Here is an 11,867-nt window from a genome sequence, read left to right on the forward strand (position 1 = left end):
TGTTATGTCCTAGCCTTCAGCTTCAATACGAGTTAAGTTATCACGCAAAATGTCGCCAAACTCATATTTTCCAGGCGATACAAAAGTGCATAACGCCAAATCTTCTTCATCAAGCTCCAACGCTCCAAGCTCCACTGCTTTTACAATATCTTCTGTGATTAATGCACGCAGTAGCTGGGTGGGTAGATAATCTTGAGGCATTACTTTTTCATAAGAGCCAATCGGCACCATTGCACGAGGTGAGCCGTTGGTGGTGGTAGTAAACTTGTATTTCTTGCCTTTGAAAAATTGCGATAAGTAGATTGGCAAGAATGAGAAGCGGTTTGTTCCCAAAGTAAAAAAGTGCATGGTAGGGCGTTCAAAACCTTCCGCTAAGACGGATACTTGATTGTGAAAGCGACCTAAATGAGCAACAGTAGAGCTGTACTTACGACCTGATAACACCGAACCTGAGATGATGCGATTTACCTCATCTGTCAGCTCGCCACGAGTCAATTCTGCCAAATCTGCTCCCCGAGTAGTGCGAATTAGGCGTGGGTTTTTGACTGCAGGGCCTGCCAAACTGATGATGCGGTCGGTATAAATTTTACCTGTGGTAAATAGCTTACCAATAGCAATCACATCTTGATAACCAATCGTCCAGACTTGTACGCCACGAGCCAGTGGATGTAAAAAGTGAATATGCGTACCTGCATTACCCGCTGGGTGTTTGCCTGTAAAGCTGTGATATTCGGTGCTGTTAGCGACATTGGTTGCTTTGGCTGGGGCTGTCTGACCATGGCAGACAAATGTCTTTGGTGATAAGGTTGAGATGATTGCTAAGCCGTCATTGAATGCCTCAATATCAGCATTGATGATGTCGCTGGCATCGGCACATAATGGGTTGGTGTCGGTGGCGGTAACAAAAATCGCTGACGGTGTGCTGTCAATTTCTGGTGTGCGACTAAATGGGCGAGTACGAAATGCTGTCCACTCGCCTGATGCAACCAATTGTTCTTTAACAACTTCTGTATCAATAGATGCCAAATCTTTAGAAGAATAGGCGTTAAAAGTGATTTCTGGTGCCGCCGCTTCATCAACAGCGATGACGATGCTTTCAAAGACACGACGCTCGCCACGATTGATGGCCACCACATGACCACTGGTTGGGGCGGTGTATTTGACACCTGCACGCTTTTTATCTTCAAACAGCACTTGTCCTTTGGCAACAATATCGCCTTCCTTGACACTCATGGTCGGACGCATACCGATGTAATCATAACCGATAAGGGCGACTTGAGTTGGCGTGTGCTCACTAATCTCTTTGGCGGGTTCGCCCATGATGGGCAGGTCCAAGCCTTTTTTGATGGTAATCATAAGCGCATACTTAAATTAAGACCAAAACACACCAGCACAGGCAAATCCAACATCAAGTATTGTTGTGGCTGCCCAAAGGCTGGCTACCAAAATCCTAAAAACATCCAAAACTTACTGGCGTGGTCATGCCAGCTGGTAAGTTGATTTTGTCTGAAGGTGTGTATGTGTGGGTAAAAGTGGGTATGTGCTTTATTGCTAAAACTTTACCAAATTGCCCCAATTCATACAATAATCCTATCAATTATACGCTAAATTATCAAAAATTTACAGAGTTTTTAGTGATTTGGCTGTCAAAAAGTTCATCAAATCCATGATATTTAATGATTTTTCAGTTAATCTAAAATTTTTGTATAAAAAATTAAAAATATTGCCTAAATTTATTATTATTTGTTACAATCGCAGGGCTAATCATTTTGGTTGTTTTTTGTTATTTGAAAAGAAAAAAGAGTGTCTTATGTCTATGTTAATTATTCCTGCAATCGATCTTAAAGATGGTAAATGTGTCCGTCTCAAACAAGGACGCATGGAGGATGATACGGTATTTAGTGATGACCCTGTTGCCATGGCGACACAGTGGGTGGCACAAGGGGCAAGACGCTTGCATTTGGTGGATCTAAACGGGGCGTTTGATGGCGTGCCTGTACATAAAGAGGTGGTTGCCGCCATCGCTAAAGCTCATCCACAATTGCCCATTCAGTTGGGTGGCGGTGTACGCAGTCTTGAGACCATTCGCCATTATCTAGAGGTGGGGCTAAACTATATCATTATTGGCACCAAAGCTCTTGAAAATCCTGAATTTGTTGATGAAGCTTGCCGTGGGTTTGCAGGGCATATCATTGTTGGTATTGATGCTAAAGATGGCTATGTGGCGACACATGGCTGGGCAAATGTTACCGATACTCGTGCCACCGACCTTGCCAAGCGATTTGCTGATGCCGGTGTGTCGTCCATCGTTTATACCGATATCGCCAAAGATGGCATGATGCAGGGTGTTAATATTGATGAAACAGTCAAGCTTGCTAAATCTTGTGGTTTGCCCATCATTGCATCTGGTGGGGTAACTAATATGTCAGACATTGAGCAACTAAAGCCTCACAGTGAGTATTTGCTTGGGGCGATTACAGGGCGTGCCATCTATGAAGGGACGCTGGATTTATCAGAAGCACAGACCTTTTTGGATAAATAAGCACAATAAAAAAGAGCGAGATGATTCGCTCTTTTTTATTGGACGGCATTTAGTTGTTTTGATGAGCATTCAACACCCAAATTGTGCCATTGCTAAGTAGTGGATAAGCAATGCCTTGTGTCAACAATTCTACTCTACTGGTAATGGTTTAATAACTGTATTAAAAGTTAATAGATCAACTTGACTTTGAAATCAGGTGATGAGCAATATAATCATCCCCGCTTATCCTGCAAATGCCAAAATGATGCAATGGCTCGTGTTAATCATAGTACGGCTTTTTCAATTTTGTGATATAAAAGCAATGTATGGCAAAGTGCTATAAGTACAGCTAAATCATCCTTTTGCGAAAATCACTGGGTGACAAACCTGTAAGCTGCTTAAACTGTCTACTAAATGCACTGTGGTCTGTATATCCGCACTGAATGGCAATCTCAATCACCGATTCATTGGGGTTTTGTAGTAATTTGACAGCTTTTTCTAGACGAATTTTTTGCAACATTTGCTGTGGTGATAGATTTAATACTGAACGAAATAGTCTCTCCAGTCCAGAAATACTAAGTCCTGCTATGGTTGCAAGTTTATTGATGGTAATTTTGTGCTCAGCATTGTCTTGCATATAATTAATGATTACTGCAAGCTTTTCATGGGCTTTTAATTTGTAGCTATTATCCTTGTCAATATCAATGGAAACACCGACCATTGCTATGATTTCATTTGTTTTATTATAAATTGGGATTTTGTGTGTAATACACCAACCTAGCTTGCCAGATGGATAAGTATGTAGTTCTAACCTGTCTACGATGGGAGAGCCTTCCAAAACTTTTAGGTCTTGTATCATATACTCCCTCCCTTGTTTGTCGCCAAACATCTCAGTAGGAGTTCTGCCAATAATTTGTGCATCATTATTGACATCTAGCCTAGTTTTTAACGTTTGATTCACCGCCATGTATTGTGCTTGAGTGTTTTTTATAAAAAACACTGTTGAGCTTAGCAGATCAAGAAGGGGAATGATGGCTTGGATACTGGTGATGAAGCTATCAAAATCATTAACCAGATATTGGATATCGGCACTATTTTTATTAAACCCTAGTATTTGTAATTGGGGTAAGGCGTATGTGTGCATGCTTTTTGCTCCAAAGTATGGTGCATTGTATCAAATCTGAATGATTGATTGTATGCAAATTGTGCTAAATTCGGCGTTTTTTTAAAGAAATATATCAAGCTTGGTTTTTAAAAAATCACTAACATAAACTCAAGGATTAATTGAGGCATTAAAACAGGAATAAGATTTATGAGTCATCAAAATTTTTCTCTACACCTAATTGACTCGCACACAGGAGGTGAGCCTACACGCATGATTTATAAGGGATTCCCTGAATTGATTGGACGGAGTGTTGCTGAGAAGTTGAAGGATTTTAAACAAAATTATGACCATCTTCGCCGATCTATTATCTTGGAACCTCGTGGTAGCGAAGTGATGGTTGGTGCCTTGCTTGTGCCGCCAAGTGATGATTCTGCTGTGGCAGGTGTTATCTTCTTTAATAATGAAGGATATCTTGGCATGTGTGGACATGGCAGTATTGGCGTGATTACTTCTTTGGCCTATCAAGGGAAAATTGGTGTTGGCGATCATCGATTAGAAACTCCAGTTGGGATTGTTACAGCAACACTGCATGAAGATGGTAGTTGTAGCATTCGTAATGTGCCATCTTATCGTTACCGCAAACAAGTGGCGGTAAATGTACCTGACCTAGGCATTATCCATGGTGATATCGCATGGGGTGGTAATTGGTTCTTCTTAATCAATGATCATGGGCAAGATTTGCAACCTTCAAATATCAAGCAATTAACGCAAGTGAGTCTAAAAATTAAATCAGCACTTAAAAATCAGGGTATTACAGGTGATGATGGTGGCGAGATTGATCATATTGAACTGTTTGGCAAATCTAATATCGCTGATAGCAAAAGTTTCGTTCTTTGTCCAGGTGGGGCGTACGATCGTTCACCCTGTGGGACAGGCACTAGTGCCAAAGTTGCTTGTTTGGCTGCTGATAATAAACTTAAGCCAACCACCATTTGGCGGCAGGAAAGTATCATTGGTAGCGTATTTTTGGCAAGCTATGAGCTTGGTGATGATGGCTATAATCAATCTGAAAGCGTAACAATTATCCCAACAATCAGAGGAAGTGCGTATATTAGTGCTGAAACCAAACTTGTAATGCAGGCGGATGATCCATTTCGTTGGGGGTTTTAAAATGAGTGAAATTAAGACTGATGCTGATTTTTATATCATTGGTGGCGGTGTGATTGGATTGTGTACGGCAATGCGATTGCAGTCTCAAGGTCAGTCTGTGGTAATTTTGGAGGCTGGTACGGTAGGTACTGGTGCTTCTTTGGGCAATGCAGGACATATTGCAACGGAGCAGGTTTTTCCCATTGCAGATCCAAGCGTTATTAAGCAACTACCCTCAATGCTCTTTGATCCGCTTGGTCCGTTGAGATTGGATTGGGCTTATTTGCCAAAACTGTTTCCGTGGGCAATCAAGCTGTTGTTATCTATGAGAGATGAGTCATTTCAAAGAACTCATGAGGCGTTAAAGCAGATAAATGGTGTTAGCCTATCTGCTTGGCAGAATTTTGCAGACAAGTGGGGCTTGGATAAGTGGGTTCATACTCACGGCTCTCTGCTGACAGCTGAATCCCAATCTTCTTTATTGCAACTAAAGCAACATGGTGAGAAATTAGCTGCTCTTGGTGTGGCAAATGACTTTGTTTCTCAAGATGAGCTGGCAGAACGAGAGCCTGCATTGGCAAGCAATCAATTAGGTGCGTTATTTTTCCCTAATACCGGTCATATCAGTAATTTAGAGGGGGTATACAAAGTATTGATTGCTCACTTTGTTGGGATGGGTGGTGTCATTTGCGAGAATTGTAAGGTCAATAAAATTGACGCCACAGAACAGACTGTGCGTTTGATAACTACTAAGGGTGAGATTCTTGCTCCGCACATTATAATTAGTGCAGGAGCATTCTCAAAACCCTTGGTAATGCAAGCGACAGGCGTTGAAGTTGCACTGGATACAGAGCGGGGCTATCATTTGATGCTACCCAATGAATCAAGCCGTCTTTGCGTGCCCGTAACAAGCATGGACCGTCGTTTTATTATGACGCCGATGTATGCAGGACTTAGATTGGCGGGTACGGTTGAATTTGCAGGGCTTAAAAAGCCGGCCAATATGCAGCGTGCTTATAACCTGCTTAAGCTTGCCAACCCCATGTTTAAGCAAAATTTAGATGATTCACAATCTGAACCTTGGATGGGATTTAGACCTTCTACAGCAGATTCATTACCTGTTATTGATAAGCTTGGAAGGGTCTATCTGAATTTTGGACATCAGCATTTGGGGCTAACACAAGCAGTGATCAGTGCACAACTAATTAGTGATTTGTACTTTAATCAACCATCAGCTATTGATCGCAATCCGTATAAGCTAGAGCGATTTGGTCGCTCTAATATAGGTGATTTGATTGACAGTTAATTTAATTAAACATAGCTAAATTAAGGAGAAGCTATATGAATATCCATGGTATTTTGGTGCCAATTGTTACTCCATTTGACAAAAATGGTGCAGTGGATGTGCCAACATTGCAAAAGTTGGTTACTTCTTTTATTGACAAAGGTGTGGCTGGTATCGTTGCTTGCGGTACAACTGGTGAATACTACACCCTATCACAAAAAGAGCGTGAAGTGGTAATGACAACCATCGCCAAGCATGCCAAAGGCAGAGTCAGTCTGATTGCTGGGGTGAATAGCTTGTCAACTGACCACACCATTGAGCTTGCTCATCAAGCCAAGGAGATGGGTTGTGAGGGGTTAATGCTATCAGCAAACCCATATAGTCTGCCGGAACAAGCAGGCATTATTGCTCATTTTGAAAAAGTGGCCGATGCGGTAAAACTGCCAATCATTATGTATAATTTTCCTGCTCGAGTGGGTGTGAATATTGAATTTGAAACTGTTGAGCGTTTATCTAAGCATCCTTACATTGTGGGCATCAAAGAAAGTAGTGGTAATTTTAGCCACGCACTTCGTATGCTACAAGCTAAGTTTGAAAATTTTGAGATTGTTTGTGGCTGTGATGATCAGCCTGTTGACTTCTTCTTTTGGGGGGCAAGAAGTTGGATTGCGGGGGCTGCTAATGTCTTTCCAGAAGAGCAAGTTGCGATTTATCAAGCTGCTTGCAATGGCGATTGGGATGAGGCACGCCGTATTATGACAGAGATTTATCCCGCCATTCATTCAATGGAATCTGGCGATTATAATCAAAAAGCCAAAATTGGTTGCTTGAAAGGTACAATTGATGTTGGTGGCGTACGCTTGCCATTGGTTGATGTTCGTGATGAAGATAAACAAGCGTTTTTATCATTGTTAAATGGTTAAGGTTGTGTATTATGATGGCAAAAAATAAAGAAGCTGTTTTTGAGGCAGCAAAGCAGGGTGCATTGTATGCAGGCAATTTAATTGTTGATGCCAGTCCGTGTCAAGCCACAATGCCAAACACTACTCCAATTGACAACAGTGTCATTGGTAAAATTGACGATGCCACCGAAGAGCATGTCAATCAAGCGGTGGCATCGGCTCGTAATTGCTTTAATAAAGGTACTTGGAGGGATAAGCATCCTGCTGAACGAAAGAAGATTATGCAAGCATGGTCGGCCCTACTAAAAGAACATGTCGAAGAATTGGCGGCATTGGACTGTATTGATGCAGGCAAGCCAATTAGTGAGTGCATCAATACCGATATGCCAGCAACGCTAGATACTTTTGATTGGTATGCTGAGGCGATTGATAAGGTTTTTGGCAAAGTTGCACCAACGGATAATGGTGTTGTTTCATGGATTGTTAAAGAGCCGATTGGTGTGGTGGGTGCTGTACTACCATGGAACTTTCCAGCTCAAATGTTTGCATGGAAAGTAGCACCTGCACTCATCATGGGTAACAGCGTTATTGTAAAGCCTGCTGAGCTTACCAGTCTTTCAGCGTACCGCATGATTGAATTGGCTTATGAGGCAGGTGTACCAAAAGATGCCCTGCAGATGATCTGTGGTCGAGGTGAAGTGGTGGGTGCTGCTATTGGCAAGCATATGGATATTGATATGGTATCCTTTACTGGTTCAACCGAAGTTGGGCGTTTATTCTTGCAGTATTCGGCACAAAGTAATCTTAAAGAGATTGTTTTGGAGTGTGGGGGTAAAAGTCCGCAGATTATCTTTGAGGATGCTATCATTGATGAAAATATGATTAACAATGTACTATCTGCAGCATTTTGGAATATGGGTGAAAACTGTAGCTGTGGCTCTAGATTGTTGGTGCATAGCAGTAAAAAGCAGCTTCTACTTGAAAAGTTGATTGAAGGCTTGTCTGCTTGGAAAATTGGCGACCCACGCCATGACGATGTTGTCTTAGGACCCATGATTGAACAAGCACACTTGGACAAGGTGGTTCATTACCTAGAAACCGCCAAATCAGAGGGGGCGTCACTGGTAACGGGTGGCAATTTGCTTTCAGACTTGGGTAGTGGATGGTATATCGAGCCGACGATTTTTGATAATGTGACTGCTGACATGACTTTGTTTAAAGAGGAGGTATTTGGTCCTATTTTGGCTGTGACGACATTTGAGAGTAAGGAAGAAGCTATCAATTTGGCGAATGATAGCAGTTACGGTCTAGCTGCATCGTTCTATACCCAAAGTCTTAAGTGTGCATTGACGGTTGCCAGAAAAATACAAGCAGGCACAATATCTATTAATGGATTTTCAGAGGGTGACATCACAACCCCATTTGGTGGCTATAAGCAATCAGGATTTGGTGGTCGAGATAATGGGATTGAGGCGTTGGAGCAATACTGTCAAACCAAGACCATTTGGGCGATTTGCTAAGTAATAAGGACATTCAAGACCCTACCATGCATTAAATGCAAAACCTTTGGGATGTATATTCCATTGGTGGGGTTTATACAACTCAAGGAAATGAATATGGAAGATTTCATCAATACCGTAGTAGGTTATATTTGGAGTGATGCTCTGGTGTATCTGGCTTTGGCTGTAGGCATCTACTTCACCATCGCTACAAAAGGTGTGCAATTTCGCTATCTAAAAGAAATGATTCGTCTATTGTTTGATAAGAATAATTCAGATCAAGGTGTTACTTCATTTCAGGCGTTTTGTATGGCGTTATCTGGTCGTATTGGCGTGGGTAATATTGCTGGCGTAGCTACTGCGATTGCAACTGGTGGTCCAGGGGCGGTTTTTTGGATGATTGTCATGGGACTGTTGGGCGGTGCCAGTGCTTTTATTGAATCTACTTTAGCACAAGTCTATAAAGAAAGCTCGGATAAGCAGTATCGTGGTGGCTCGCCTTATTATATTGAAAAAGGCTTAAAAATGAAGTCTTTTGCGATATTTGTCGCCGCTGTAGTTTGCCTATCGTACGGTGTACTTGTACCAGGCGTGCAGGCAAACACCATCAGTGATTCATTCAAAACCGCTTTTGGATTATCGCCCATAGTGACAGGATTGATGGTCATTGTGCCTTTGGCTTTTATCATTTTTGGTGGCATTAAGCGTATTGCTAGATTTGCCGACAAAGTCATTCCTTTTATGGCAATCTTCTACATTCTTATGATGTTGGTGATTTTAACCTTTAATGCCGTTGCCATTCCTAGTATGATTGCTTTGATTGTAAAAAGTGCGTTTGGTATGGATGCTGTGTTTGGTGGCATCGTTGGTATGGCAATTTCTTGGGGTGTTCGCCGTGCAGTCTTCTCTAATGTTGCTGGTGCAGGCGAGGCGACATTCAGTTCTGCTGCTGCAGAAGTTTCACATCCTGCTAAGCAGGGTCTCGTACAGGGATTTTCTGTCTATGTGGACACAGTGCTTGTATGCACCGCTACAGCATTGATGATTTTGTCAACAGGCATGTATAATGTTCAAGGTCCAGATGGCACTATGTTGGTTGAAAATATGCCTGGTGTTGCCGCTGGTACAGCATTTACCCAAGCGGCGGTTTCAACGATTTTTGCTGACTTTGGACCAGCATTTGTTGCATTGGCTATATTCTTGTTTGCCTGGACCTGCTTGCTTGCCTATTATTATATTGCCGAGACAGCCTTGGTATACTTGGATAATCAATTGCGTTATCCTTATTTAAAAACTGTACTTAAGGTCGTATTTTTGATAATCTGTTTCTTTGGTAGCGTGCAATCAGCAGGTATGATGTGGGCATTGGGCGATATTGGTTTTGGTGTTATGTGTTATTTAAATTTCATCGCCATTCTGCTGCTAAGCAGAGTAGCTTTCAAGGTTCTAAAAGACTATGATAATCAGATGAAGCAAGGCTTAGATCCAGTATTTGATCCCAGAAAGGTGGGTATTGAAAATGCAGATTTTTGGGTGGAGTATAGCGATAAACACCGCTGATGAATACCTAAGATATGTATCATTGAATGGGGTGTTATTAAAAACAGCACAATAAATACCTTCTCACTACAATCCCCACCCTATTCTTTAATGGATATTTTCCTGTTTGCAGAAAAGGGAATATCAAGTGGGGGTGGGTTGAGTATAACCCTGCAAGAAACTCCCAATAAACTTCTGTATTTTGTGTTTGATTGGTCTTTGATAATAGTGTAAGGACTGTTTAACATGACTAAACAGTCCTTCTGATACCTTATCAAGTCGTTTTTGCATGGTGGTTCTGACTGATAGGTTGTGCCTCTTAGCAAGCTGTTTATAAGTTTATTTTCCTTGTGTGTATTCTTGCCAAATTTGATCATTGCTGATGTCAGCTCTCTCAACAAAATACCAAAAAACATTCCTACGCCGTCTTTCTTGCTTACCTTGTTTTTTACCATTGCTCTTGGTATTTGTAGAGTCATGGTTATGGCATGTTTTTTAATTTCCATAAAACCTATTTAAAACCATATGGCATCAGACTTTGAGTGGGACAGAGCAGAGATTTTGTCTATTGATTCTGAGCATTCAACACCCAAATTGTGCCATTGCTAAGTAGTAGATAGGCTTGATTATCATTGGAGAGAATTTTGATGATTGGTGCTGGTAAGTTATCAGATAAAGATACAATATCGCCCTCGGTGGTCAAAATACTGATTTGACGATAGCCTTTATGGGGAATGAGAGCAAAATTGTTACGACCTGCCACCAAATTGGTATCAAATTCACCAATCGCATGATTAGAGTAACCTTCGCCCAAGACTTTTTCATTCAGTTGATCGCCAGATTGTGTGTATTTGACCAACCGTCCGACCAAATGGGGCATTTGTATGGCATAAAGATTATCACCAAACACAAAAGGTGACTGCCAGCGATTGTTTGATAAAGGCGTGCTTTGGGCAATGATTTGTAGTTGGTTATCTACATTGCCAATAACAACCGTGCTTGCTCCATACCCACCACCTGCAATGGTTGTTACCAAATGATTGCCCTTGCTGTGAGGTAAAATCTCAAAGATATTTGCCTCAAAAACCAAGCCTCTAACCGTTAAGGGCTTGCTAAGCGGTGTAAGACTATGCCGTTCTAAAAATTGCACCTGCCTTGCCTCAATATCATCGCCTAGTACGCCATGCCGATAAGTTCTGCTGTCTGGGTGGGATAGGACGGCAATGTGTCCGTTGGTATTATCGCCTGTAAAATTGATTTGTACAGGGCGAGCGTCTGGCATGACAGAACCAAAGCGAGCAACTGCTTGTACACGATTTCCTACCACTTCAAGGCGAACAAGGCTTGCCGTACCGTCATCATGAGCCTCCACAGCAATGGTTGCCAAAGGTAGCATGAGCATGGCGGAGTGGGGCGATAGGCGAATGGATGAGTGGTAACGCTGTCCATTTTGGATTAGGTTAAAGTAACCATCTTTGTCGGCAAAAGCCACTTTATCAAACTTTGCCACAGCGGAGACGCTTGATGATACGCCCTTAGCAAGTTTGATTGGTTTGTCTGGGTGTGGCACTTGCCAAAGCTCGGCTTTGTCATTGATGATGAGTGGACTGGTGTCATCAACAAGGGTGATTTGTTTGGCAACTCCCACTTCAGATAAATCAAGCTCGCTGAACGCATAAAACCGCTCACGCATGGACTGACTGGTTGAGCTTGTGTGTTCGGTGCTGGGTTTGGCACAGGCGGATAAGTTTGCCCCAAGTAGGGTAAGACTTAAGGTTAGGGCGAGTTTGCGAAAATGATTCATTTTACTGCACATCCAAAGTTTTAATGAGTTTTCCTGTATGGTCGTAGCGTTCAGCTTTGGTGA

At 42.0% G+C, this 11,867-nt stretch carries 9 protein-coding genes; 6 read left to right on the plus strand and 3 right to left on the minus strand.

Going from position 1 to position 11,867, the window contains the following annotated elements; translation table 11 throughout:
* Positions 1–9 precede the first annotated feature (9 nt).
* Positions 10–1,356 (minus strand): Na(+)-translocating NADH-quinone reductase subunit A, encoded by a 1,347-nt coding sequence (locus LU276_RS01960; RefSeq protein WP_284674012.1) that lies wholly within the window; start codon positions 1,354–1,356, stop codon positions 10–12.
* 460 nt (positions 1,357–1,816) lie between these two features.
* Between LU276_RS01960 and hisA the strand changes: the two genes are divergently transcribed.
* Positions 1,817–2,542, plus strand: a complete 726-nt coding sequence (hisA, locus tag LU276_RS01965) for a 1-(5-phosphoribosyl)-5-[(5-phosphoribosylamino)methylideneamino]imidazole-4-carboxamide isomerase (RefSeq protein WP_284674552.1) — start codon at positions 1,817–1,819, stop codon at positions 2,540–2,542.
* A 328-nt stretch (positions 2,543–2,870) separates the two neighbouring features.
* Here hisA and LU276_RS01970 read toward each other — a convergent pair whose 3' ends face one another.
* Positions 2,871–3,665, minus strand: coding sequence for an AraC family transcriptional regulator (locus LU276_RS01970; protein ID WP_084260562.1), 795 nt, complete (start codon positions 3,663–3,665; stop codon positions 2,871–2,873).
* 168 nt (positions 3,666–3,833) lie between these two features.
* On the opposite strand from LU276_RS01970, the gene LU276_RS01975 reads away from it, so the two are divergent.
* From LU276_RS01975 to LU276_RS01995, 5 genes are all read left to right on the plus strand, one after another.
* A complete protein-coding gene (locus LU276_RS01975; protein WP_284674013.1) occupies positions 3,834–4,796 on the plus strand; it encodes a proline racemase family protein in 963 nt (320 codons plus the stop codon).
* 1 nt (position 4,797) lies between these two features.
* Positions 4,798–6,081: an NAD(P)/FAD-dependent oxidoreductase gene (locus tag LU276_RS01980; RefSeq protein WP_284674014.1), complete on the plus strand. Its 1,284-nt coding sequence runs from the start codon at positions 4,798–4,800 to the stop codon at positions 6,079–6,081.
* A 35-nt stretch (positions 6,082–6,116) separates the two neighbouring features.
* A complete protein-coding gene (gene dapA / locus LU276_RS01985; RefSeq protein WP_284674015.1) occupies positions 6,117–6,983 on the plus strand; it encodes a 4-hydroxy-tetrahydrodipicolinate synthase in 867 nt (288 codons plus the stop codon).
* Positions 6,984–6,994: 11 nt separating this feature from the next.
* Positions 6,995–8,482 carry an aldehyde dehydrogenase gene (locus tag LU276_RS01990; RefSeq protein ID WP_284674016.1) on the plus strand — a complete coding sequence of 496 codons (1,488 nt, stop codon included), beginning with the start codon at positions 6,995–6,997 and terminating at the stop codon, positions 8,480–8,482.
* Between the two features lie 96 nt (positions 8,483–8,578).
* Positions 8,579–10,021, plus strand: coding sequence for an alanine/glycine:cation symporter family protein (locus tag LU276_RS01995; RefSeq protein WP_284674017.1), 1,443 nt, complete (start codon positions 8,579–8,581; stop codon positions 10,019–10,021).
* Between the two features lie 544 nt (positions 10,022–10,565).
* Here LU276_RS01995 and LU276_RS02000 read toward each other — a convergent pair.
* Positions 10,566–11,804: a hypothetical protein gene (locus tag LU276_RS02000; protein ID WP_284674018.1), complete on the minus strand. Its 1,239-nt coding sequence runs from the start codon at positions 11,802–11,804 to the stop codon at positions 10,566–10,568.
* Positions 11,805–11,867 lie beyond the last annotated feature (63 nt).

The organism is Moraxella haemolytica (assembly GCF_030177935.1).
GTDB classification, from domain to species: domain Bacteria; phylum Pseudomonadota; class Gammaproteobacteria; order Pseudomonadales; family Moraxellaceae; genus Moraxella; species Moraxella haemolytica.

Bases quoted from the DNA above. Each gene is read 5' to 3' on its own strand.
- LU276_RS01960 (WP_284674012.1), bottom strand. From the start codon at position 1,356: ATGATTACCATCAAAAAAGGCTTGGACCTGCCCATCATGGGCGAACCC.
- hisA (WP_284674552.1), top strand. From the start codon at position 1,817: ATGTTAATTATTCCTGCAATCGATCTTAAAGATGGTAAATGTGTCCGT.
- LU276_RS01970 (WP_084260562.1), bottom strand. From the start codon at position 3,665: ATGCACACATACGCCTTACCCCAATTACAAATACTAGGGTTTAATAAA.
- LU276_RS01975 (WP_284674013.1), top strand. From the start codon at position 3,834: ATGAGTCATCAAAATTTTTCTCTACACCTAATTGACTCGCACACAGGA.
- LU276_RS01980 (WP_284674014.1), top strand. From the start codon at position 4,798: ATGAGTGAAATTAAGACTGATGCTGATTTTTATATCATTGGTGGCGGT.
- dapA (WP_284674015.1), top strand. From the start codon at position 6,117: ATGAATATCCATGGTATTTTGGTGCCAATTGTTACTCCATTTGACAAA.
- LU276_RS01990 (WP_284674016.1), top strand. From the start codon at position 6,995: ATGATGGCAAAAAATAAAGAAGCTGTTTTTGAGGCAGCAAAGCAGGGT.
- LU276_RS01995 (WP_284674017.1), top strand. From the start codon at position 8,579: ATGGAAGATTTCATCAATACCGTAGTAGGTTATATTTGGAGTGATGCT.
- LU276_RS02000 (WP_284674018.1), bottom strand. From the start codon at position 11,804: ATGAATCATTTTCGCAAACTCGCCCTAACCTTAAGTCTTACCCTACTT.